The organism is Pedobacter sp. Leaf194 (genome assembly GCF_001423945.1).
Taxonomy (GTDB): Bacteria; Bacteroidota; Bacteroidia; order Sphingobacteriales; family Sphingobacteriaceae; genus Pedobacter.
In genome coordinates this window covers 257,907-281,976 of sequence record NZ_LMPU01000008.1, presented here as the reverse complement: position 1 = coordinate 281,976, position 24,070 = coordinate 257,907, and the positions used below count along the sequence as shown (strand labels likewise).

The 24,070-nt window shown below is 39.4% G+C and carries 21 protein-coding genes, 1 tRNA gene and 1 pseudogene; 13 read left to right on the top strand and 10 right to left on the bottom strand.

The window, feature by feature from the left end; translation table 11 throughout:
- Nucleotides 1-341: 341 nt before the first annotated feature.
- The 5 genes from ASG14_RS08865 to ASG14_RS08845 all read left to right on the top strand — a co-directional run bounded on the left by ASG14_RS08865 (nt 342) and on the right by ASG14_RS08845 (nt 5,142).
- Entirely contained in the window at nt 342-2,945 is a 2,604-nt protein-coding gene (locus tag ASG14_RS08865; RefSeq protein WP_056870699.1) for a DNA translocase FtsK, read from the top strand.
- Between the two features lie 60 nt (nt 2,946-3,005).
- Nucleotides 3,006-3,656: an outer membrane lipoprotein carrier protein LolA gene (locus ASG14_RS08860; RefSeq protein ID WP_056870698.1), complete on the top strand. Its 651-nt coding sequence runs from the start codon at nt 3,006-3,008 to the stop codon at nt 3,654-3,656.
- Between the two features lie 270 nt (nt 3,657-3,926).
- Complete coding sequence (locus ASG14_RS08855) at nt 3,927-4,199, top strand: hypothetical protein (RefSeq protein WP_056870697.1); 273 nt, start codon at nt 3,927-3,929, stop codon at nt 4,197-4,199.
- 48 nt (nt 4,200-4,247) lie between these two features.
- Nucleotides 4,248-5,012, top strand: coding sequence for an MBL fold metallo-hydrolase (locus ASG14_RS08850; protein ID WP_056870696.1), 765 nt, complete (start codon nt 4,248-4,250; stop codon nt 5,010-5,012).
- A gap of 46 nt (nt 5,013-5,058) precedes the next feature.
- Nucleotides 5,059-5,142, top strand: a tRNA-Leu gene (locus ASG14_RS08845).
- A 722-nt stretch (nt 5,143-5,864) separates the two neighbouring features.
- Here ASG14_RS08845 and ASG14_RS20695 read toward each other — a convergent pair.
- The 10 genes and pseudogenes from ASG14_RS20695 to ASG14_RS08800 all read right to left on the bottom strand — a co-directional run.
- Nucleotides 5,865-6,626: pseudogene (locus ASG14_RS20695) on the bottom strand (recombinase family protein); the annotation flags it as partial.
- Nucleotides 6,627-6,640: 14 nt separating this feature from the next.
- Nucleotides 6,641-6,862, bottom strand: coding sequence for a hypothetical protein (locus ASG14_RS08840; RefSeq protein WP_056870695.1), 222 nt, complete (start codon nt 6,860-6,862; stop codon nt 6,641-6,643).
- A 639-nt stretch (nt 6,863-7,501) separates the two neighbouring features.
- On the bottom strand, nt 7,502-8,707 hold the full coding sequence (locus ASG14_RS08835; protein WP_056870694.1) for a S41 family peptidase: 1,206 nt from the start codon (nt 8,705-8,707) through the stop codon (nt 7,502-7,504).
- Nucleotides 8,708-9,212: 505 nt separating this feature from the next.
- Nucleotides 9,213-9,554 carry a helix-turn-helix transcriptional regulator gene (locus tag ASG14_RS08830; protein WP_056870693.1) on the bottom strand — a complete coding sequence of 114 codons (342 nt, stop codon included), beginning with the start codon at nt 9,552-9,554 and terminating at the stop codon, nt 9,213-9,215.
- 13 nt (nt 9,555-9,567) lie between these two features.
- Entirely contained in the window at nt 9,568-10,305 is a 738-nt protein-coding gene (locus ASG14_RS08825; protein ID WP_056870692.1) for a metallophosphoesterase, read from the bottom strand.
- Nucleotides 10,306-10,308: 3 nt separating this feature from the next.
- Nucleotides 10,309-11,079, bottom strand: coding sequence for a metallophosphoesterase (locus tag ASG14_RS08820; RefSeq protein WP_056870691.1), 771 nt, complete (start codon nt 11,077-11,079; stop codon nt 10,309-10,311).
- The gene (gene arsB, locus ASG14_RS08815; RefSeq protein ID WP_056870690.1) at nt 11,079-12,164 is read right to left on the bottom strand and encodes an ACR3 family arsenite efflux transporter; all 1,086 of its coding nucleotides are present in this window, start codon (nt 12,162-12,164) and stop codon (nt 11,079-11,081) included. Before arsB ends, ASG14_RS08820 begins: the two co-directional genes overlap by 1 nt.
- A gap of 13 nt (nt 12,165-12,177) precedes the next feature.
- Nucleotides 12,178-12,648, bottom strand: coding sequence for a DUF6428 family protein (locus ASG14_RS08810; protein WP_056870689.1), 471 nt, complete (start codon nt 12,646-12,648; stop codon nt 12,178-12,180).
- A 58-nt stretch (nt 12,649-12,706) separates the two neighbouring features.
- Nucleotides 12,707-13,036, bottom strand: a complete 330-nt coding sequence (locus tag ASG14_RS08805; RefSeq protein WP_056870688.1) for a helix-turn-helix transcriptional regulator — start codon at nt 13,034-13,036, stop codon at nt 12,707-12,709.
- 113 nt (nt 13,037-13,149) lie between these two features.
- The gene (locus ASG14_RS08800; protein WP_056870687.1) at nt 13,150-13,479 is read right to left on the bottom strand and encodes a YnfA family protein; all 330 of its coding nucleotides are present in this window, start codon (nt 13,477-13,479) and stop codon (nt 13,150-13,152) included.
- Between the two features lie 124 nt (nt 13,480-13,603).
- Here ASG14_RS08800 and ASG14_RS20690 point away from each other — a divergent pair, with 124 nt between their 5' ends.
- The 8 genes from ASG14_RS20690 (at nt 13,604) to ASG14_RS08765 (ending at nt 24,068) form a co-directional block, all read left to right on the top strand.
- Nucleotides 13,604-13,918: a DUF6660 family protein gene (locus ASG14_RS20690; protein WP_369817225.1), complete on the top strand. Its 315-nt coding sequence runs from the start codon at nt 13,604-13,606 to the stop codon at nt 13,916-13,918.
- 71 nt (nt 13,919-13,989) lie between these two features.
- Nucleotides 13,990-18,363 (top strand): CusA/CzcA family heavy metal efflux RND transporter, encoded by a 4,374-nt coding sequence (locus tag ASG14_RS08795; protein ID WP_056870686.1) that lies wholly within the window; start codon nt 13,990-13,992, stop codon nt 18,361-18,363.
- 2 nt (nt 18,364-18,365) lie between these two features.
- Nucleotides 18,366-19,571 carry an efflux RND transporter periplasmic adaptor subunit gene (locus ASG14_RS08790; protein WP_056870685.1) on the top strand — a complete coding sequence of 402 codons (1,206 nt, stop codon included), beginning with the start codon at nt 18,366-18,368 and terminating at the stop codon, nt 19,569-19,571.
- 53 nt (nt 19,572-19,624) lie between these two features.
- Nucleotides 19,625-20,011, top strand: coding sequence for a Fur family transcriptional regulator (locus tag ASG14_RS08785; protein WP_235528545.1), 387 nt, complete (start codon nt 19,625-19,627; stop codon nt 20,009-20,011).
- Between the two features lie 24 nt (nt 20,012-20,035).
- Nucleotides 20,036-20,206: a hypothetical protein gene (locus ASG14_RS20245; RefSeq protein WP_157274884.1), complete on the top strand. Its 171-nt coding sequence runs from the start codon at nt 20,036-20,038 to the stop codon at nt 20,204-20,206.
- A 4-nt stretch (nt 20,207-20,210) separates the two neighbouring features.
- Nucleotides 20,211-22,217 carry a heavy metal translocating P-type ATPase gene (locus tag ASG14_RS08780; protein WP_235528544.1) on the top strand — a complete coding sequence of 669 codons (2,007 nt, stop codon included), beginning with the start codon at nt 20,211-20,213 and terminating at the stop codon, nt 22,215-22,217.
- 819 nt (nt 22,218-23,036) lie between these two features.
- Complete coding sequence (locus ASG14_RS08770) at nt 23,037-23,510, top strand: hypothetical protein (RefSeq protein WP_056870682.1); 474 nt, start codon at nt 23,037-23,039, stop codon at nt 23,508-23,510.
- A 72-nt stretch (nt 23,511-23,582) separates the two neighbouring features.
- Nucleotides 23,583-24,068 carry a DUF3347 domain-containing protein gene (locus ASG14_RS08765; RefSeq protein WP_235528543.1) on the top strand — a complete coding sequence of 162 codons (486 nt, stop codon included), beginning with the start codon at nt 23,583-23,585 and terminating at the stop codon, nt 24,066-24,068.
- The last annotated feature ends 2 nt before the right edge of the window (nt 24,069-24,070 follow it).

Genomic DNA, 24,070 nt, shown 5'->3' with positions numbered 1-24,070 from the left:
ATTGCTTTAGGTGTTGCCGTTATAGTGGTACGATTTAAAAAAATCCCGTTTCACCTTTCAGGTAAAACGGGATAAACCTAAAACAAAATCCGTTTCATTTGACAAAACGTAGCAACTTGTGCATTGTTAAATTATAGACGATTTTTTCTTGTCAAGGTTTAATTTGTGCATAATATTTTAAGTAATTTAAGGCGAATTACATCCCGTGATTGATTTCACCAATGTAATGCAATCTTCCATCCATTGTTTGTTTTATAGAAGACGAGGCGGGAGAAAGATAAAATTGTTCGCAATGGCAACAATTTTATCTAAGTTTGTTGTTTAATATCATAGAATAGAAAATGGCGGTAAGGGGAAACCAGTTTAAAACCAATACATTTAGAGATAAAGGCGCTGAAAATGCACCTGGCAGAGCGTCTTCGGGTCGTCAGGCCAAAGAGAAAAGAGAATATTTGCCGAGTTTCGACTTGCAGGATGGCCGTGCAATAAAGATTGTAGGTTTGTTTTTTGTTATACTTTCTCTATATTTTTTAATTGCCTTCACATCTTATTTATTCACTTGGCAAGATGATCAGAGTTACGTAATTGATGCAAATGGAGGTTGGAGTAATCTATTTAAAACCGCCGAAGAACTAAAGGATGCTGGCGTTATTATCCCGGTTGTACAAAACTGGTTGGGCAAATTTGGTGCATTATTATCTCACCAGTTTATTTACGAATGGTTTGGTATTGCCTCATTTCTATTTGTACTTGCCTTTTTTATTATAGGTTACCGGTTATTGTTTAAGGTAAAAATTCTTTCCATTTCCAAAACGCTGGGATACAGCTTTTTTTTCCTGCTTTTTATCTCGTTAACTTTAGGTTTCGCACACAGTTTCTGGTCAGATTCGCCACATTATGTTGAGGGTGAATTTGGTTACTGGAGCAATAAACTATTAGCGGCGCAGATTGGCGCTGCGGGTGTTGCCGGTTTAATTGCCTTTGCGGGCTTAACCATCCTCATCATCGCCTATAACATTGATTTCAAGCTGCCGCAACGTAAGGAAAAAGAAGTTTACCTCGATAACGAAACGCCTGATTTTGTGAATGAAGTGCGTGAAAGATTCGCTCAAAATAAGGAAGTTGAAGAAGTTAATGAGCCGATAGAATTTCCGGTACGGGAGAAGGCACCTTTCAATAATGAGCGTAGTAAGCAAAATGTGGTAATACAGCCAAGTCGTTACGAAGGGAAAGAAGATGATAATGAAATAATTGCGCCTGTAACCTTGTCGCCTATGGCTACAAATTTACCGCTGGTTACAACAGCGGCTGTTGCGGCTACAATGCCCTTAACCGTAGAGCCAACGATTGAAGAGGAAAAGGAACCTTCCTTTATCATTGAAAAAACCGAAGAAGAAAAAAAATCGGATGATTTGGTGGAGCAGTTTGGTAATTATGATGAGAAGCTGGACTTATCCGGCTACAAGTATCCTACAGTCGATTTGCTGGAAAATTATGGCACCAATAAAATTTCGGTAAATGCGGAGGAACTGGAAGCAAATAAAAATAAAATTGTAGAAACGCTTAATCACTACAATATCGAGATAGATAAGATTAAGGCTACCATTGGTCCAACGGTTACGCTTTATGAAATCATCCCGGCTCCCGGGGTTCGAATTTCAAAAATCAAAAATCTGGAGGATGACATTGCTCTTTCGCTCGCAGCTTTAGGTATTCGTATTATAGCGCCAATGCCAGGCAAGGGAACAATTGGTATAGAAGTACCTAATCAGCACCCTGAAATGGTGCCCATGCGTAGCATTTTAAATACCGAAAAGTGGACTTCAAATACCATGGACTTGCCAATTGCGCTAGGGAAAACCATCAGTAACGAAGTTTTTATTGCCGATTTGGCCAAAATGCCTCACTTACTGGTTGCAGGTGCAACGGGGCAGGGTAAATCGGTTGGTATTAATGCTATTCTGGTATCTCTACTGTTTAAAAAACATCCGGCGCAATTAAAATTTGTGCTTGTCGACCCTAAAAAGGTTGAACTTACCTTGTTTAACAGAATTGAGCGCCATTTTCTCGCTAAACTTCCGGGAGAAGCAGACGCCATCATTACCGATACTAAGAAGGTGGTTAATACATTGAATTCGCTTTGTATCGAGATGGATCAGCGATACGATTTGTTGAAGGATGCACAGGTTAGGAACCTCAAAGAATATAATGATAAGTTTATCAAGCGTAAGCTTAATCCAAACAATGGGCATAGGTTTTTACCTTTTATTGTTCTCGTAGTAGATGAGTTTGCCGACTTGATGATGACTGCCGGCAAAGAGGTTGAAGCACCGATAGCACGTTTGGCACAACTGGCACGGGCCATTGGAATTCACCTGGTTCTAGCTACACAGAGGCCATCGGTTAACATTATTACAGGTACAATTAAAGCCAATTTCCCAGCGAGGTTAGCATTCAGGGTTTTATCGAAGATTGATTCGCGTACTATTCTGGATAGTGGTGGTGCAGACCAGTTGATTGGTCGCGGAGATATGCTTTTATCCACAGGTAGCGACTTAATCAGGCTACAGTGTGCTTTCGTTGATACACCAGAGGTGGATAGAATTTCTGAATTTATCGGCAATCAGCGTGGTTATGCTGATGCCTATCAGCTGCCAGAATACATTGATGAGGCAGGAGAAGGAAGTAAGGCAGATTTTGACCCGAATGAACGTGATAAATTCTTTGAAGATGCTGCAAGGCTGATTGTGATGCATCAGCAAGGCTCTACTTCGCTCATCCAGCGTAAACTTAAGCTAGGTTATAATCGTGCGGGTAGAATTATCGACCAGCTGGAAGCTGCAGGTATAGTTGGCCCGTTTGAAGGGAGTAAGGCCCGTGAGGTTTTATACCCTGATGAATATTCTTTGGAACAGTTCTTGAATAGTATGAACAGTAAAGATTAGATTAAACCAATGCAAGGAAATCTAATCTAAAGTTTCAAAAGAAAATTTAAAAAACACGAGATGAAGAAATTAATTTCAGCATTAATGGTTGTAGTTGCTTTTACAACGTCAACTTATGCTCAAACTGATGCGAAAGCGAAAGCTATCCTGGCTGATGTAAGTAAAAAATACAAGTCGTATAATATCGTTAAAACCGATTTCACATTTACGCTGGATAATCCAAAAGCTAAAGTGAAAGAAACACAACAAGGTACTTTGTACGTTAAGGCGAACTCAAATAAATATAAAGTTGCCATGACGAATCAGGAGTTGTTTAGTGATGGTAAAAGCCAATGGACCTATTTAAAAAAGGATAAAGAGGTTCAGGTGAGTAACGTGGATAATAGTGGCGATGCCATTAATCCGGCTAAGATTTTTACTGTTTACGAAAAAGGCTTTAAGTACATTTATACCGGCGAGACAAAGATTGGTGCAAAAACTTATCAAATGATAGATTTGACACCGGTTGATGCTAAAAAATCGATTTTCAAAGTTCGTTTGAGCATAGATAAAGCGGCTAAGCAGATTGCAAACGTGGTTTTATTTGATAAAAACGGAAATAAGTATACTTACAATGTGAAAACTTTTTCACCTAACGTAAACGTACCAGAAACAACATTTGCCTTCGATGCAAAAAAATATCCTGGCGTTGAGGTTGTAGATTTGAGGTAATTTTCCGCCTTGCGGAATAGTAACAAAAGGTTCAGTTGGAAACAGCTGAACCTTTTTTATTAGCAACACGGTTGATGTGTATCATATTACCAGGCGTTGCTGCAATACTCAATTAGGCCTGACGGCATTGTTAGCAGCAATTCTTCTAAAAATCGAAGGTAGGTGAACGGATGAAAGTTCAATGTTTATCGTAAAGGCGGGCTACACCATTGGCCTAAAAAAACAACTTTGTAGTTATGAATGCTGCATATTTTCTCTAAGTTTGTTTCAATGTCGTTGCCAATAACAAACCATACTTTAGAAAAATTAGAGCAATTGCTTTTTGCTATGGGCTTCAAGGTTCGCTATGAAAAAGGAAACTTTAAAACAGGCTCTTGCCTGATTGAGCATAATAAGGTTATTGTGGTAAATAAATTTTCAAATCTGGAGGGAAAAATTGCAGCCTTAGTTGTGTTGGTTAAGCAAACCAATCCTGATACAAATCTGTTAGATGAAAAACAACGTCAGTTTTATCATTCATTAAAACAAACAGCGCTATTTTAACCCAGCTACAAAACCATATTACATGTACAGAAAGGAAAATTTTTTACAATGAAAGTTACGTTTTTAGGCACGGGTACGTCGCAGGGCGTTCCGGTAATTGCATGTAATTGTGAGGTGTGCACATCGGGCGATAAAAAAAATAACCGGTTAAGGACTTCAATTTTAATTCAAACTGACGATAAGAACATTGTGATAGATAGCGGGCCGGATTTTCGCTACCAGCTACTGCGCGAGAAGGTGAAAGATTTGGATGCCGTTTTATTTACTCACGAGCATAAAGATCATATAGCGGGTTTAGATGATATTCGTCCGTTTAACTACCTTTTGCATAAGGTTATTGATGTTTACGCGACAGAACGTGTGCAGACGGCTTTGAAACGTGAGTTTTATTACATCTTTGCTGATACCAAATACCATGGTTTACCGCAGATTAAGCTCCATACGATTTACAATGGTGATGCATTTACAATAGGAGAGAACACAATTCTCCCATTCGAAGTGATGCATCACTTGCTGCCCATTACCGGCTATAGAATTGGCGATTTCACTTACATTACAGATGCCAAAACCGTCTCCGACGCAAGTTTTAATGTGATAAAGGGCTCCAGGATATTGGTGATTAATGCATTACAGAATGAACCGCACATTTCTCACTTCACGTTAAATGAGGCGAAAGCTTTTGCAGAAAAGGTCGGTGCAGAAACTACTTATCTAACACACATCAGTCACAATTTAGGCTTGCATAATGAAGTAGAAAATAATTTGCCATCGAATATACGGCTGGCTTATGATGGTTTGAAAATTGAATTATAAATCCTGTTTCGAAAATCTAAAATTAAATTATATTTGCACTCCACTTACTCGGGTGGCGAAATTGGTAGACGCACCAGCTTGAGGGGCTGGCGCCCGTACGGGTGTGGGAGTTCGAATCTCCTCTCGAGTACTTAACGAAGATTTCGTTAATTTTTTAGAGGCCTGCTCATAAATGAGCAGGCCTTTTTCGTTGACTTTCAGTAAGTTATGTTCGAATGCTGGATTAATATAGGGTGTTCTAAACACGCCATTACTGTAAGCCAACGAATCTTTGAACACTGCTCTAACAATAGAATGCTTCTGAAAGATATTTCCTTTTTCATATATGCCTAACAGGTTTCTCAAATTCGGTAATACTTTTTGAATGATTTCCTGAGATGATATATTTGTTGAGGATTTAGGCTTCAGTGAATTTTCTAACACTGCTTTTTCCTCATTTAATTTTTTAAACCACGTTTTGTAAGTAGAACTTTCAATTTCATTATTCATAAATTTTTCTTCCAGGCCGCTGATTTTGAGATTTAAATTTTTTAAATCGGCGATCATGTTTTGAAGCAATTCTCGTTTTTCCTTAATTGGGTTCTTTAGCATTGCTTCTGCACCGAGATTTAAAATTTTAATTTGCACCTCATCAAAACTTAGCTCTCTCAATAGTGTGTCAAATTGTTCGTGAAGAACCTGGCCAGGAATATTGATGTTCGTGTGCTCAAGACATCTGTAATACAAGTAATATTGTTTTTTGCCTTTTGACCATCCAGCAGTCATGCTTTTTCCACACCAGCATTTTAATACCCCTCTTAATGGAAATTCCTCATCTGTTCTCACTTTCATAGGTCGTTTGTTACTTAATAATTTTTGCACAAGCCAATACTCAGCTTCGGTTATAATTGGCTCATGATTACCCTTGATAAATTTCTCAGGTAAGTCTTTATATGCAGGAACTTTTACTAAACCTGCATATAAACAATTATGAAGGATATCGTAAACAGCATTATGATTGGTATATCGAAATCCCATATCCCTTATGCTTTTTAAGATGATATAAGGAGCAACGCCTAACAAATAATCGCGAAATACTTTTTCAATTATTGGAGATTTCACGTAGTCAATTCCAATTTTGTTTCTTTTTGTCCCATCCAGAATATTTTTGTATCCGATCGGAGCCCTACCTAAATATCGTCCGTTTTCTCTGGCATTTCGCATACCTTGCCGAGTTCTGTTGCGGATGGTAAATAATTCTTTGTTAGCAATCATGTAATCGAATGCGCGTTTCATAAAGACGTCAGGATCGGAAGTATCCAGATCAATCCTTTCATTAGTCGAAACAACCTTGACTCCAAAGTTTTTTTCAAGCTCCGCTATCTTCATTAGCGCTTCAGGAAGGTTGCGACTGAACCTATCGTGGTCAAGCACAACTAAATAATCGCATTTACTTTTATATTTTTTTAAAAACAACTCCAAGGCTCTATAATCTGGTCGATCGAAAGTATAGCTGCTCTCACCATTATCCTTAAATAATTCGATAAGTTCTACTTTATTCCTTTCGCAATAACTGCGAATTGTAGATTCTTGATATTCTAAAGATTTTGACTGATCTTTAGTGCTAAGACGCATATAACCGATAGCTTTCATAACTCTTCTTTTATGGTAATTTCAACGATAATCTCTACTAATAAAGATAGCAAAATCCGCTCATGTTCACCAATTTTGCGTTCACTATTATCAAAAAGTTCCTTTAACTGTTCAGGTAAAAAATCAGATGCCCTAGCTTTTTTTAGGTTTCTGATTTCAGAAGTCTTGTCTAGGTGTTCGTTTTTGGTTTTCGTTTTCTTGTACTTTTGGTAGACCATTCTTTATCCGTATTTCTTTCAAAATTCTAATGTTCAAACTTTGTACATCGGTAGTTTACGGTACTACGGTAGTATAAAATGTGTTTTGAGTGAGATTGATTATACTAATAAATAATAAGACATCAAGGATTGAAGGCAAAAGGTAGTTAGCCGTGGCCTGCTTTTTTCTGCTTTGCAATGGTATTGATTCACTGAAGTAGAATCTTCTAAAAAACTTTAACTATATGTTCGCCGCTTCCCTAGAGTCGACCATACGTAAATCTAACTTTCATACTGATTTCGAAGACACGATTCACAGGGTGGAGGCTTACTATGAAAAATATGGTGAAGAAAATCTGTTTCCTTAGCGGTATACGTTATCGTTAAAGTTTTTATCTTAATTCAATATTGAAACTACGCATGCATCACATCTGTATAGTAAATTAAATTTTTCAAATAATCGCAGCGGGGTTAGGTGGATAAACCAGAATAGAATGACCCCTTTGCGCCAATTTTTATAGTTTATAAGTTCATTGATTAGTAGTCAGTTATGAGAAAAATATTTTTGGATATTGGGGGTCAACGGGCAGCGATTTATCCAATGAGTTTTTGATAATTTAGATTACAAAAAAACGAAGGTATACGTGTAAGGCGGCATTTCTAATTCCTGTATACCTGCATAATTGCTTCGTCTCTTCCTTCTACATAGTTTTTGATCGAATACTTTACATGAATATCAGGCTTTAAAGGCCCCTTCATTCCTTTCCAAAGCTCCCAATACCTTGTAGAATAGGCAATCACTATTTTAGATTTAGGCAGGCTAAAGCCCCTTACTTCACCATAATGGTTGATATTGCCGCTGGTAGCCTCGCCAATAAAAATGGCATTAGAATTTCTTTTTAGGTCAACAGCATTCATTACTGCTGATGAGAAAGTTTGTTTGCCAATCAGAACAAAGAACTTTCCTTTACTGTTGAGATAGCTGTTTTTGATCTTTTCGATAAAGGGACTTAAAATTCCAGAGTTGCCACCGCTATTATACCGCAGATCGAGTATTATTTTCTCTGGTTGATGTTGAGCTATATAAGTAAACAGCTCGCCATTAAATTTTGCAAAAGGATTGTCCTGCTCATCCCGGCAATTATTATAATTGAAATAAACCGTTTTCCTGTCTGAATCATAGTTGAACCAATAATTTCCTTTCTTCTTGTTGGCTAGCATATCACTTTGGGCAAAAGTCAATTCTATATTCGAAATATCATTCCCCTCAACGGCTGCTAACTTAATTTTGGTCTGCTTTCCATTTTTATCAACCAGGGTAAATTCGGCTTCGCTATTATCTTCAATGATACCCAAACCCTTTAAAAAGGAAGGGTTATTAATGAAATGGAGAAAATGATCCTCGAAGTAAGACTTATTTTCAGTTTGAATGACTTCTTTAAATAATGAAATTACACTATTGATGCTATGATTATTAATTGCAATTAATTTGGCCTGTAAAAAGGCTGAATTTGCCCGATCTATGCCAATTATGAAAACCCCTTCCTTGAAAAGTTCAAATTTGATGGGAAGTATCTGGGTAAATTTAGGTTCAACAAAGGTGTGCTCATCACCAATGCCCACCGTTAGCTTAAAAAGTTCTGTAGCAAAAGTGTCGTAATTTAATGTATCAGCCTTGTTGATAATAGAGTTCACTTTTGTTTCGAAAGCCGGGCTTGTGATCTTTGCAAAAAGATTGGTATGCTTAACAGGTAAGGTTTTTTTTAAATACTCTAAATCTTCTATGAAATCGGCTTTTGATAAAGTTTGTGAAAAACAAGTACTTCCGATGAAAGAACATAGAACAAAAATCATGATTTTTTTCATATTGACTTATTAGCTGTTATTAACTAGGTTGTAGTATCTCTTTAAAAGACACCACATTCTTTAGGATGTTGCAATTAAATTAAAATTAATTAGCGTTTTCTTTTGCTGATTATCATAACTCATTCCATTATTCAAATCAGAATTTTAGTTTTTGATGATGAGTTTTTGATAATTTGGATTACAAAAAAACGAAGGTATTCGTGTAAGCCATTATCATTATTCCACCGTGGCTGTTGCACAACTCCTGGGAAGTAATAAAGCCTTAAAATAGGGAGCGGCAACTACCTAAGAGTTGCATATATATGTTATCTGAAAAGGATGTTTTCGTATTTATGAGATTCTTAGTGCTTCTAACTACATAAGAATCGCTTCTATAAAGTGACGGATTAGTTGTGCAACAGCCACCACCGTTTTTTGATAATTGGAAGAAAGAGAAATATGTAATGGCAATATTTCTCTTGCTCTGCAGTGTATTAGAAACCCTAGTTAAATTATCAAAGATGACTTAAACCTTGGTTTTGCAGCTTTGCGTCGGTGCTTGCTCCACAAAGGTTTTAAATATTAAATTGAATTGTTCAGAAAAATCCGAAAAGGCGTACCAGTTAATGCAATAGCGTGACCGTAAATTTGAGGTATTCCCCTTTATAAGACCAACAACTTCCAGTGCTTTTAGATGCTTTGCAACTGAAGATTCTTCAATTGGTAAATCGTTTATTATACCTTCAGTACAACTTTCCTGCCTGGCAAGCCGGATCATTATAGTTATTCGGGCTGGGTGTGCCAATGCCCGCATAAACTTTGCAAGTTGCTTTTCTACTGGCTCATAATCACTGGGTTTAACATCCATTTGCTTTAGTGATTTATTTGGCTAGTCGCAATCCATCTGCAAATTCACTTGGCAACAGGCTATTTTCAATCATTTTTGCTGAGGATTCGACATCATAATCAAACCTTCTAAATTCTACCTGTATGCTATTTTTATCTGATATAGAGCTGTCCGAAGCAATGGTAATTATCACATAGCAGCCTCTTGGATCTCCGTCTTTAGGCTTTCCTACCGACCCGAGGTTAACTACATGATTGAACTTATTATCATTATCCTTTAAAATACGATGGTAAGGCTTATGAGAATGACCAACAAAGAGCATGTCTGCACCTGCTTCCTGCATCATATCTAAAACATACTTTTCATCCGTATCTATTAAAATATATTCATCTATACTTCTAGTGCTGCCATGCGCAAAAACAAGATTGAGTGTTTCGGATTGTAGCTTATATTCCAATTTAATGTGCGCAGGCAGTGTCTTCAGGTAATCTCTGTTATCCTGGCTGATTAAATGATAAGCGTAATTTTTACCTGGCTCCTGGAGACTATTTGGGGTTGTGATTAATTTTTCAACCTTCTGATCATGATTGCCTTTTAAAGTTCCGATTCCACGTCTACGGATCTCCTGGATAACTTCGTTTGGATAAATGTGGTATCCCACCAAATCACCGAGACAATAAGCAGCATCGGGTTTTTGGTCATCCATATCGTCTAGCATTGCTTTAAATGCCGGTAGATTGGCGTGTATATCTGAAAAAAGTGCAATTTTCATATGCTATCCTAGTCTTAACATATCAGCGTATTCATTTGGAAGTGGACTATTCTCTACGGCTTTAGCTGCCTTTTCTATGTCATAGTCAAAGCGAATAAACTCCACTTTAATGCTTTCTTTGTCGGTTACTCTACTATCAGGGTTGATGGTTAAAATAACATAACCACCCCTTGGGTCGCTATCTTTTGGTTTACCTACTGAGCCAATATTAATGGCATGCCTGAAATGATCTCCACCTTCATTCCCCGAGTTTAAAATCCGGTGATAAGGCTTATGGGTATGGCCAAAACACATAATATCTGCATCTGCCTGTTCCATGATCCGGAGCATGCTTTTTTCATCACGGTCTTCAAAAAGGTATTCATTTACCTTACGGGGACTACCGTGTACAAAAAGAATATTGCGCTTATCATGGTTCAACTGGTATTCCAGTCTAATATGAGCAGGAAGGGTTCTTAAATAAGCACGCTGCTCGTCCTTTACCACTTCATTGGTGTAGGAGATAGAAACCTTACCTAATGCTTTTTCTTCATCTGTTTTATAGGCACAACCGCAATCATCGCTAGACCTGCCAATGCCCCAGTCATAATTTCCTGCGATAGTTGGTATGCCTCGTCTGCGAATTTTATCGATTACCTCGTTTGGCCAGATGTTATATCCAACTAAATCTCCAAGGCAATAAATTGCGTCCGTATTTCTGGTTTCAACGTCTTTGAAAAAGGCTTCCAGGGCAGGAAGATTTGCATGGATATCTGAAAAAAGTGCAATTCTCATTATTGTATGGTGTTTAAGGTCTTTGTTGGATAGTATTTTTTGCGGAAGTAAAAAGCGAGGTTGACCAGAGCGATCAGTGCAGGAACTTCTACTAAAGGGCCGATAACACCGGCAAATGCCTGTCCCGAATTGATTCCGAAAACACCAATAGCAACCGCTATGGCCAGTTCAAAATTGTTTCCTGTTGCCGTAAAAGCAATTGATGTACTTCTTGAATAGTCTGCACCGAAGTAACGGCCAGCAAAAAAGCTGATCACAAACATGATCGAGAAATAAATAATAAGGGGTATAGCAATTCTCACAACATCCATAGGAATCTGTACAATGAGCTCTCCTTTCAGGCTAAACATAATTACAATTGTAAATAGTAAGGCGATAAGCGTAATTGGAGAAATCAGAGGGATAAATTTCGTATTAAACCACTCTTCACCTTTCAGTTTAATAAGTCCGTACCTACTGATGATCCCCATTGCAAAGGGAAGCCCCAGGTAGATTCCTACGCTTTTGGCAATCTCAGAAATAGTAATGTTTACTTCAAGACTTTTAAGACCAAAGAAAGGTGGTAAAACGGTAATAAAGATATATGCAAATACACTGTAGAGCAATACCTGAAAGATACTGTTTAGCGCAATCAAACCTGCTGCATATTCCCTATTACCCTCTGCAAGCTCGTTCCAGACTACCACCATAGCAATACATCGTGCCAGGCCAATAAGGATCAGCCCAACCATATATTCCGGATAATCTCTTAGAAAAGTGATTGCTAAAAAAAACATTAGAAGTGGGCCAATTACCCAATTCAGAACCAGGGATACGCTTAAGACTTTAGTGTCTTTAAACACTTGTACCATCTTTTCATATTTCACCTTGGCTAGTGGCGGATACATCATTAAGATCAGTCCGATAGCTAAAGGGATGTTTGTGGTTCCGCTGGAAAACGAATTGATGAATCCGGAGGAAGACGGAAGAAAATAACCGGTAGCTACACCGATACCCATCGCTAGAAAAATCCATAATGTAAGGTACCGGTCTAAAAAGCTTAATTTTCTTCTTTCGGCTATAGGTGCGCAGTTGTTTGCAGACATGGTTATGATTTATTTAGCAGCAACCGCCACCTGGTGTACACGTGGATCCGGAAGCAGCAAGATTCTGCAATTGTACTTTTTGTTTTACTTCAGGGACACCACATAGTTCCGGCGCAAGGCATGCTGTTGTCTTAGCAATTAGTAAGAAGTTTTTACCATCGTAACCAAGGTCGTATTTACCAATTGTCTGAGCCTGGTATTCCACTTCGATTTCTAGATCTTCCATCCCTAATACTTTTTCAGAAAGTGATATAATGTTTAGCAGCTTGCCTGCTTTCAAACGATGCTCAAAATCGTTGGCATCCCAAAGTTGAAAGTTGGCCACTTTTTCATGACGTACTGTACCGCCACAATCAATAAAGTCTTTTGTAACAACACCAACTTCGGTTACATGGAAATGTTCAGGAACCGGTGTACCGTTTTCTAATTGAAAGTTTACGCTTTCAGCCTGCGCCAAGTGGGCTTTTATTTCTGATAGTTTCATAATTAAAGATTTAAGTATTATTATATTGCAATTAAACGATTGATTTTATTAAAAAAAGCTAGCAGCAGCTAGCTTCTAGCTTATATGATCCAAGGAAAGCACCTATTTGGGTTTCCAGCAATTTCCATGTTTCCGGGTTTATACAGTAGCAAACGCTAACCCCTTCGATGGTACCCTGGATAATTCCGACAGACTTTAATTCCCTTAAATGCTGAGATATTGTAGCCTGGGCAAGACCCAGTTCTTCTACAAGATCTCCACATATACAAGTATTGGAAACTAGTATTCTTTGCAAAATAGCAATACGGGCAGGGTGAGCCATTGCTTTTAATAGCTGAGCAAGCTGGTTCTGCTCGGAGGTAAACATTTCGGTTTTTGTAAGTCCCATAATATATATTGTAATATTACGATATATAGTTGAGAACAGCAAATTATTAAGCGTTTCTGATATAAAGGGTTCCTGTAAATCCTACTCTAGTTCTTAAGTCAATATGATCGAACTTAATTTCGTGGAGCGTAGATGATGATACAAGCCCCTATTAGAGCAACTGATGCACCAATTATATCATATTTATCAGGTTTAAATCCGTCTATTTTCCATGCCCATATTAAAGCCAAAACAATGAACACACCTCCATAAGTTGCATATACCCGTCCAAAATTAGCGGTCTGCCAAGTAGCAACAATACCGTAAAGCGCAAGAATTAACCCACCTAATATTCCGTACCAGAATGGTTTATCTTCTTTCAACCATAGCCATATCAAATAGCCACCTCCAATTTCAAAAACTCCAGCTATAATAAAAAAGAATAAAGATCTTATAATTTCCATGATGCTAAATTAAGCATTAAAGCTTTTTTGATTTTGAATAAACATCTATATAGTCCTATTATTACTCTCTCCCTGGATGAGTAAGCTAGATATCAGATGAGTATTTTTACTACCTTTGCACTGGATGAAATATTTTGCTTTACTTTTTAGCATATACTGTGCCCTTCTTACTATCCTGCCTTGTCAGGACAGGGAGGACGTTGCTGCCCAAGTAACTCATGTCATCATCCAAAAAAGCCATGCTCCAAGTGAGCGGTGCAACCAGGAATCTTGTCCGCCATTTTGTAACTGCAGCTGCTGCTCTAGTGCTAGGCAGGTCTCTTCCAAGGCGGTTTTAACCGTTTTCACAAAAGCTATTGATTCTACCTATCCAGGGCTAACTGCTCCGGAAACTCTTTCCCAGACTATCTCAATTTGGCAACCCCCACAGTTAGGTTAATACGTCTTATTTAATTTATTGCCAATTGTGAATCACAATGGCTATTTCACTACGTATTATCTTTTACTTTTATGTTTGAAAAAATAATCTCGTTCTCTATAAAGAACAAGGTGACTATTGGAATTATGACGTTATTGCTGATTTTAGCAGGCGTTTATTCAGCCTATCACCTCCCGGTGGATGCACAACCTGATATCACCAATAATCAGGTGCAAGTTATCACTCAATCCCCAAATCTTGGTGCTCAGGAAGTGGAGCAGTTCATTACTGCGCCAATTGAACTTGCCATGGCCAATATTGCAGGTATCATCGAAAAGCGCTCTATATCCAGGTCAGGAATTTCTGTTATTACCTTGGTATTTGGTGACAATGTAGACATCTACTGGGCTAGGACACAGGTCAACGCACAGCTAAAGGAAGCTGAGAATACGATACCTGAAGGATTAGGTGAGCCTATGCTTGCTCCAATTACCACTGGGCTCGGAGAGATCTATCAGTATGTTATTCATGCTAAAAAAGGGTATGAAAAAAAGTATACTGCCATGGAGCTTCGTACCATTCAGGACTGGCTCGTTCGGACGCAGCTTGCAGGTACTATTGGCGTTGCTGAAGTTAGCGGATGGGGCGGATACGTGAAGCAGTATGAGGTTGCCCTTGACAATGACAAGCTGAATGCCTTAGGGCTAACCATTCCTGATGTATATACAGCCCTTGAAAAAAACAATGAAAATTCAGGTGGTTCTTATATTGAGCAGCAAAGCAATGCTTATTTTATCAGGGGGCTTGGTCAGGTTGAGAACTTAGACGATATCCGTAAAATTGTGGTAAAGAATACCAGCGGATCCCCGATCTTAATTCGTGATGTGGCAACTGTTCAGTTTGGAAGTGCCACCCGTTATGGAGCCGTAACAAGAAACGGTGAAGGGGAAGTTGTTGCCGGTGTGACCCTGATGCTCAAAGGAGAAAATTTTAGTGAAGTCATCCAGAACGTAAAAGACCGAATGGTACAGGTTCAGAAATCTTTGCCGGAAGGGGTAGTGATTGAACCTTTTATTGACCGGACAGAGCTGGTTGGCCGTGCCATTGATACGGTAAAACGCAATTTACTTGAAGGTGCCTTGATTGTGGTGTTTGTACTGGTGCTGCTTTTAGGTAACCTCAGGGCCGGACTTGTCGTCGCCTCGGTTATTCCACTAGCGATGCTTTTTGCCTTCTCGATGATGCAGCTCTTTGGCGTATCAGGAAACCTGATGAGTTTAGGCGCAATAGATTTTGGATTAATTGTAGATGGGGCAGTAATCATTGTAGAAAGTGTCGTCCACCATATTACCACTGGAAAATACAAAAAGCAAGGAATCGAAAAGTTGACTTCGGATCAAATGGATACAGAAGTCACTGAAAGCGCAAGTAAGCTAATGAAGTCAGCCGCTTTTGGTCAGATTATTATTTTGATCGTATACCTGCCTTTATTATCTCTTATAGGTATAGAAGGAAAAATGTTTAGGCCAATGGCCCAAACCGTAGCTTTTGCAATCCTTGGTGCCTTTATTCTTTCTTTGACTTATGTGCCTATGGCAAGTGCCTTGTTTTTAAGCAAGAAAACTTCTTACAAACGCAACATTTCAGACCGGATTATTGAATTTTTGCAAAGGGTATACCAGCGGACATTGGTTGCAGTTTTAAAAGTAAAAGTTATGGTTGTTACTGCAGTTTTTATTCTTTTTGCTGTTTCTATATGGCTGTTTTCAGGGATGGGCGGAGAGTTTATTCCTACCTTGGAAGAAGGAGATCTAACTGTCGAAATTTCAATGATGCAGGGTACTTCGCTATCAGAGGTCGTAAAGACCTTTGGGAAAGCGGAAAAATTACTAAAAGATAAATTTCCTGAAATCAAGCAGGCCGTTACGCGGATCGGGAGTTCAGAGATTCCAACTGATCCCATGCCAATGGAAAGGGGGGATATGATGCTGGCCATGAAACCTAAAGGAGAATGGAAAAGTGCAGAGAATAGATCAGAGATGATGGAAAAGATGGAAGAGGCATTAAGTGAAATTCCAGGGATAAATGTAGAAATCTCCCAGCCTATGCAGATGCGCTTTAATGAGCTGATGACCGGGATCCGTCAAGACGTAGCGATTAAAATTTACGGAGAAGATCTTGATGTACTTGCTATCCAGGCCGAAAAGATCGCTAAGATGATTTCTCCTGTTGCCGGAGTTTCAACGCCCTATATTGAAAAAGTTTCCGGACTTCCACAAATTCAGGTGGCTTATAACAGGGATAAGATGGCCCAATATGGACTGAATATAAGTGATCTGAATATGATCTTGAAAACCGCTTTTGCCGGAAGTGTTACAGGGGTTGTGTTTGAAGGAGAGAAACGGTTTGATTTGGTAGTTAGGTTAGACCGAAACCTAAGGGAAAACATTTCAGGCGTAGAAAACCTTCTGATACCACTTCCTTCAGGAAATAAAGTGCCCTTAAGTCAAATTGCTGATATAGGGTTCAAAGATGCCCCTGCACAGGTTTCCCGTGAGGATGGAAAACGAAGGATCTATGTTGGATTCAACGTGGTGGGACGAGATGTAGAAACTACGGTCAAGGAAATACAATCAAAACTGAATTCCGAGATTAAGCTTCCCAGTGGTTACTATATTACCTACGGCGGGCAGTTTCAAAACCTGCAGGCTGCTAAAGGCCGACTGGCTATTGCCGTTCCTGCAGCCCTGTTATTTATCCTGGTTCTTTTATATGTTACTTTCCGTTCTGTAAAGGAAAGCCTATTAATTTTTACGGCGGTACCGCTGGCCTCCATGGGTGGAATTGCTGCCCTTATTATCACCGGGCTTCCATTTAGTATTTCAGCAGGTGTTGGCTTTATTGCCCTGTTTGGTGTTGCTGTGTTAAACGGGATCGTTTTAATCGGCTATTTTAACCAATTGAAAGAAGAAGGGGTTGATGATATTTACCAAAGGGTATTAGAGGGTACCAAGACTAGGCTTCGTCCCGTGCTAATGACCGCCTCAGTTGCATCTTTAGGATTTCTGCCCATGGCCTTATCAACCAGCGCAGGGGCAGAGGTACAGCGCCCACTTGCAACTGTTGTAATTGGGGGACTCATTACAGCGACCTTTTTAACACTTTTTGTCCTGCCCTGCCTTTATTTGCTCTTTAACCGAAAAGAGTTATCAAAAGCAAAGTTACCCAAGGCAGTTGTAATCCTTTTTGTAGTGTGTGGTCTGATGTTTTTACAACAAAATCAAGCACAGGCGCAGAGCAGTTTGCCTTTAACTCTGGACAGTGCCATTTCTATGGCGGTAAAAAATAATTTGCGACTACGCTCAGCCGGGCTATCGGTGGAACAGGCACGTGCCCTTCAAAGATCGGGAACTGACCTTTCTAAAACCGAGATCCTGGTTACCCAGGATCCAACCAGCGGAGGCAACATGGATAATTCCATTGGTATTACTCAAAATATTGCCTGGCCAGGACTATACAAAAACCAGCGTAAGCTGCTCAGTCAGCAAACCCTTCTCGCCAGTAGCACCAGCAACATTACCAGAGCGGAAGTTATCAGGGAAGTTCGGGAGGCCTGGTATGCTTATCTGTTGAATCAGGAAAGCCTTCGAGTTTTAAATTTTCAGGACAGCCTTTACAAGGGATTTGTAAACAAGGCGGAAGTCCGGGTTAAAACCGGCGAGACGTCTAACCTGGAACTGATCAGTGCAAGAAGCCAATTTCAACAGGTTCAGGCCTTAAAACGTGGAGTTTTGGCAAACTTAGCAAACAATGAATCTATTTTAAAGCAGTTGCTCAATACTTCTGCTCCATTAGTCTTTGTCCAGGACAAACCACTTGTGTTTCCCGTTTCTTTAGACAGCTTAGCCCTCAGTAAGAATGCACAGGTTAGTGCTGGCTTGCAGAGCGCAGAAGTTGCCAAGGCAAGGATCGCAGTAGAGAAATCCAAAGGAATGCCGGATTTTACATTAGGATACAGCCAGCAGCTCCTTATTTCCGGATTTAATCCTGCAGACATTTCAAGGAACTACTTCCCTGGAACCAGAATTGCCGGGATCCAGGTTGGTGTTGCCCTGCCTATTTTTAATCGGGCAAATCGGGCAAGGGTAAAGTCTGAGCAGCTGTCCTCAGAGATCGCACAAACTGACCTGCTCAATACAAAGTCCAGATTAATGATGGAATATAGCCAGGAGGTTCAGCACTACCAGCAATACCTGCAGGCCGTAAATTATTATCAGGACCAGGGACTTAAACAAGCGGACGAGCAACTAAGGATTTCCCAGGTATCCTTTGATCTTGGGGAGATTGGCTATATAGAATATATACAAAACGTTTCCTCAGCAGTCCAAACCAGACTTTCTTACATAGAAGCCTTAAGCCAGTTAAACCAGTCCGCCATTCAAATCCAATTTATTAAAGGAGAATAACCATGAACTTACATTTAAAAATATATAGATCAATTGTCGTAATTTCCTGCGTAGCCATGCTTTTATCTTGCTCGGGATCCTCAGAGAAAAAAGAAGTTGATACCAAAGAAGCATCTGCAGAAACAGAAGAAAAGCCCGAAGGGCTTTCTCTCAACCAAAAGCAAATGGATGCTGTTGGAATAGAAATTGGTCTGGTCGAAAAGAAAAACTTAGATGCCATTGTAAAAGCCAATGGCCAGCTTGCCGTACCACCACAAAATAAGGCTGATGTAAGCATTCTTTCAGGAGGAATCATTAACCACATTTATGTTTTAGAAGGGCAACAGGTAAAACGCGGGCAAACTCTGGCTACCATTGCAAACCAGGAGCTGATTAAAATTCAGCAGGATTACCTCGCTGCAAAAAATAACTTTACCTATATCCAGGCTGAATATGAAAGGCAGACCCAGTTAAAAGCAGCAGGTGCCGGTACCGGAAAATCTTTTCAATCTTCCCAGGCTACTTACAATGCAGAACGCTCCCGTCTCACTTCTTACCAGAGCCAGCTGAGGCAACTTGGCATAAGTCCTGGGAAAGTTTCCGATGGAAATATTGTTTCTCAATTTCCTGTTGTTTCTCCAATCAGCGGGACGGTAGGACATGTTATCGCCAATACAGGTGCTTTTGTTGAACCAGGCACATCTATCATGGAAGTGGTAGACAATTCAAAGATTCATTGCGACCTTACCGTTTTTGAAAAAGACCTGATGCAGGTAAAAGTCGGGCAAAAAGTGGTTTTTCAATTGACCAATCAAAACAATAAATTGATTACAGGCACCATAAACGGAATCAATAAGTCCTTTGAGAATGAAAGTAAAGGCGTAGTTGTTCACGCGGTAATCAATAACAGCGAACATCAGAATTTGATACCCGGCATGTACGTCACTGCGCTGATCAGTACAGGTAGTCAGTTAACTTCTGCTGTTCCAGTCGACGCGGTTGTTCGTTCCCAGGGCAAACAATACATTTTTATTGTAACCGAAGAAGCGGGAGAAAACGGCAAAGAGAAAAATGTAACCTTCAAAAAATTGGAAGTTACCACAGGTGTGAGTGAACTGGGTTATATAGAAATCAAACCGTTAGATCCTTTGCCTGAAAATGCTAAGATTGCCTTAAAGGGCGCCTTTTACCTGGAATCAAAATCAGCCGGTGGCGCCGAGGAAGAATAGCGATGAAAGACTTAGAGCATATTCTATTAGAAAAGAAGATCAATCCGACTGCCATGCGTTTAGTGGTGCTGGACTTTTTGCTGAAACAATCTAGTGCAGTTAGTCTTACTGATGTGGAGGTATCGCTGGATAGAACAGACCGGGTTACTTTATACCGGAGCATAAAGACATTTGAAGATCATGGACTGGTTCACCGGATTGAAGACGGAAGTGGTACCGCGAAATTTGCGATTTGTCAACCCTCTTGTACCGTTGATGGGCACCATGATTTACACATACATTTTTATTGCACCAATTGCCAGGAGACTTACTGTTTACCTCAAACCCAGATCCCGGAAGTCAAATTGCCGGAAGGTTACCAGGGGCAGCAGATGAGCCTGGTAGTTAAAGGCATTTGCAGCGAATGTAAAAATCAATGCAATACAATTGCAGCTCATTGATCTGTAAATTTGATAGAAATGACGATGGAAAATATAAATGGCGATGATTACCGGTTGAAAGAATTAACTCCACAGGTCAGGGAAAAGGCATTAGCCCTTGCTTCTGGATATAAAAATAATGGAATGGATTCAAATGAAGCGTTGCAAAAAGGAATTGCAGAGGCTGAGGAATGGTTTACTGAATTAGAAGGCTAACAAAATGGAAAATAATAATAACCTGGAAAATAAAGTTGTAGAAACAGAAGAAAATATGGATCCCCTGTTAAAAAGCAGTAAGGAAGTACATCCATTGAGTGATGATGAGCAAGAAGACGATGAAGAAGTGCTGGATTTGAGCAAAGTCGAGGAAGAAGAAACCATTCTTAGCCACTGGCCACTACTCACGGCCTTGCTTATTCTACTGGTAATGCTAACCCTGGAATTTGGGTTTAAGTTCCAGCCAGCCTTTCCCCTGAACCTGATTATTTATGCCATTGCCTTTTTACTGGCAGGGTATAATGTGCTGGGCATGGCTTTTAGAAAAGCGAAACACTTTGATTTCTTTAATGAATTCTTTCTAATGAGTGTGGCTACAATCGGAGCTTTTAGTATTGGTTCATACAGCGAAGGGGTGGCCGTAATGGTTTTTTACTCGATAGGAGAATGGTTCCAGGATGCAGCTGTCAATAAAGCTAAAAAAAGTATTAAGGCTTTGCTGGACATTAGACCTGATCAGGTTACCGTGCTTAGAAACGGAAATCCTGAAGTTATTGACCCTAAGAAAATCGTTTTGGATGAGCTGATTCAGGTAAAATCAGGAGAAAAGGTAGCCCTTGATGGTATTCTTGATTCTGACTCGGCAACCTTTAATACTGCAGCCCTGACCGGAGAAAGTAAACCCGACACCAAGAGAAAAGGTGAACAGGTGCTTGCCGGAATGATCAACCTGGATAAAGTATCCCAGGTACAGGTCAAATCCTTATTCAAAGACAGCAAGCTGAGTAAGATCCTTGAGATGGTACAGGATGCAACAGCTAGGAAATCGCAGACGCAGTTATTCATCAGCCGGTTTGCAAAGATCTATACGCCCATTGTTTTTGCATTGGCGCTTATTGTCTGCTTTGCCCCTTGTCTTTTTGTAGAGACTTACGACTTTCACCAATGGTTTTATCGCGCGCTAGTCTTTCTGGTAATCAGTTGCCCTTGTGCACTTGTAGTTTCTATACCCCTGGGATACTTTGGTGGCATTGGCCTTGCATCACGAAATGGGATACTATTTAAGGGTTCCAACTTTTTGGATGTGATGACCAAAATCAATACTGTGATTATGGACAAGACCGGAACCCTGACTAAAGGAGTATTTAAAGTTCAGGAAGTCATTACCCAGGACTTTGATCAAAATGAACTGATCAGACTAGCCTCTGCGATTGAAGCCAATTCTACTCACCCTATTGCAAAGGCCGTTGTAGAATATGCCGGTGATAAAGCCGCAGGTTTGAAAGCTGAAAATGTTGAGGAAATATCAGGACATGGTTTAAAAGGAACTATAGAAGGAAAAGTAATTTTTGCGGGGAATGCAAAGCTGCTTAAAAAATTCAACATTGCTTATCCCTCAGACGTAGATGCACTTGTTGATACGATCGTCGTGATTGCCGTGAATGACAAATATGCAGGGTACATTACCATTGCCGATGAAATAAAAGAAGACGCTAAACAAGCCATCCAGCAGATGCACGATCTTAAGATCCAGACGGTAATGTTATCCGGAGATAAACAGGCTGTTGTAGATAAAGTGGCTAAGGCCCTTGGCATTGACCAGGCATTCGGGGATTTATTGCCCGAAGGAAAAGTTGAAAAAGTACAGGGTTTCAAAGATGCAGGTAACAGGATCGCTTTTGTTGGTGATGGGGTTAATGATGCACCTGTAGTTGCTTTGGCTGATGCAGGGATTGCAATGGGTGGACTTGGAAGTGATGCCACGATTGAAACTGCGGACATTGTTATTCAAAATGATCAACCTTCAAAAATTACGACGGCCATTAAAATTGGTAAAATCACGAGCCAGATCGTTTGGCAAAATATAACCATTGCTATGGTCGTAAAAGTTATCGTCTTGATCCTTGGAGCAGGTGGGATTGCGAACCTTTGGGAAGCGGTTATTGCCGATGTTGGGGTTGCCCTTTTGGCGATACTCAATGCCGTAAGGATTCAAAAGATGAAATTGTAAATATATAATGTATAAAAAGCCGGGTTAGCCCGGCTTTTTTATTATTTGCAGGTCTTACTACATTGGCCATTTGTCTTACATTGCTTACTGCAATAATCCATGCAGTTGGGCTTAGTGCAAGTTTTAGCACATTTCGGTACAATGGTTCATCTTATTGTTACAGCAAGGAGTGTTGGCGTAAGAAATAGAAAATATAGATAATAGCATCACCATGGTGATGAAAAGAAACTTTTTCATGATTGTTTTTTTAAATTTTAATAATAATTAAGGTATATCGGTTATACCAGTCAATAGACGAATTATTAAAATTTAGGCGGGTGCCAGCCGTTTTCAGGATAGTCAGAAGTCGTACCCATAGTGGTTTGATAGATCATTTTATTTGCCATTATCGCAAATCGCTGTGAAATGAAAGTTTGCGGGGCTTTAATAAAACCGCATTGGTTGCAAGGAAGCATTCGATTACAAAGACCAATGACACAGCCCTTTTTCTGGTTTTGGTTCTCCCCTTGCTTACAATCTAATTTTCCACAGCAGCTTGCTTTTATTGTAAAAGACATAGAATTAGCCACTCCTCAAATGGAGGAAAAAAACATTAAATACACCACAAGAAAGTAGGCCATCAACTTCATTAGAGTATAAACGTGTTTTTATCCTATTAAGTCTATATGATGCAGATTATTTATCTATAATCAGTTCATATTAATTGCTGCAACTTTGTAAGTAAATTATATAAGTTTTTTTGAGAATTTTGTAAGTTCAACAATAGAAGTATTAGCTATCTTTGTAGTTAGTAAGAGATTAAAATTTTATTTCATATAAATGAAAATCAATTCATCCATACAGTTTAAAGCAGCCTTTTTAACTTTTGTATTCTTGTTGAATACCTTAGTTGGCTTTGCCTGTGCGGTTGGGATGGATATGGGCTTTAATACAAAGCACCACGAAGACCAAAAATTTATTAGTTCCGTAAAGCACATTCACAAGAACGGCAAACATCATGATCATGCAAAACATAGTCATGATCAAAACCCTGGTGATCATCATGCCTCCAAAAGTCAAAAAGATAACTGTTGCAAAGAACAAGTAGACAAAATAACAAAAGCCGATAAGCTGACCCAACCTGGGTTTAATTATAGTCTGTTATCCTCTTCATTTTTTCTTTTGCCTTCGACAGTTTATCGAATTGGTCAGGCGGTTACTTTTCCAGTAAATGTTCCTAATACCTATTTTGTCCGGCATTGCCGTCCGCCAATTCCTGACGTACGTATTGCCATACAAAGTTTCCAAATTTGATTTAATAGTTTGATCATTTTCTGATGGTATTCACCATTCCAGCTAAGTAATTATTCTATTAAAATCAACAAAATGAAAAAGATATTTCTAATGGTTGCTATTATTGCAACTTCCTTTGTGCAATATGGATTTGCACAAACTGACCATGCTAATCATCAAACGCAAGCTGTTGCGCTTCTTCCTTTATATTATAATATTAAAGATGCCTTAGTAAGTGGCGATGCAAAACTTGCAGCCTCAAAATCCCAGGAATTTGTTAAAGCAGTAAACAGCACTGATGCGGAAGTAATTGATGAAACTAGTAAGAAAGGCTTATTGGAACATGCTGGTAAACTTGCCAAAAGCAAAGATCTTAAAAGTGAGCGTGGGCATTTTGCAGGTCTTTCAACCAGTATGATCGCCCTGGCCAAAGCATCAAAATTATCGGCTGAACCTGTTTACCAAATGTATTGCCCAATGAAAAAAAGTAATTGGCTAAGCAGCGAAAAAGCAGTTAAGAATCCATATTACGGCAGCGCCATGCTGACCTGCGGAAATGTGGTTGAAACTATAAAATAACT